General features: G+C 38.8%; 1 protein-coding gene. It reads right to left on the bottom strand.

The genetic code is table 11. The features are described from left to right. Nucleotides 1-552, bottom strand: a 552-nt coding sequence (locus ACFINS_RS11245) for a ComEC/Rec2 family competence protein (RefSeq protein WP_375706316.1), incomplete at both ends; no start/stop codon positions are given.

Genomic DNA, 552 nt, shown 5'->3' with positions numbered 1-552 from the left:
AATATTTCGGGTGGCATAATAGCCAGAGTTATCAAACCCGCAATAGAAAAATTACGCATTGTTACAGCAGAACGATTAAACAGTACGGCAATCAACATAACCGCAATCATCACAAAACTTCTCTGTGCTGATACAGCTATACCAGAGAGTAGCAAATAAAAAGCTGTGATCATTAATGCTATAATGGCAGCGAATTTTTTAGCGGAATAATAGGATGAGAAAACTGGAAAAAGTGCTAAAAAACTACGGATGATCATAAAAACTATGCCACTTAACAGAGTCATATGCAAACCTGATATTGATAAAATGTGCGCTAATCCAGCTGTACGCAATGCTTCGTTTATATCCTTTGAAATACCTCCCCGCTGTCCCGTTATAAGTGCAGCCGCAACGCTACCCTTTTCCCCATCAATTGTCATACGGATTCTTTGTGTCATGTTCGTCCGTAAATTTTCAATTTTCTGTAAGACTATAGCTAATATGCTATCGGGCTGCGAAACTGATATTTTGATTGGTTTTCCAAGATAGATCCCCTGCGCACCAATTCCTTTA

This window comes from Bartonella sp. AA2SXKL (assembly GCF_042197205.1).
GTDB lineage: Bacteria > Pseudomonadota > Alphaproteobacteria > Rhizobiales > Rhizobiaceae > Bartonella.
Note: the sequence above shows the minus strand (reverse complement) of the source record. Positions and strands in the feature narration are given on the sequence as shown.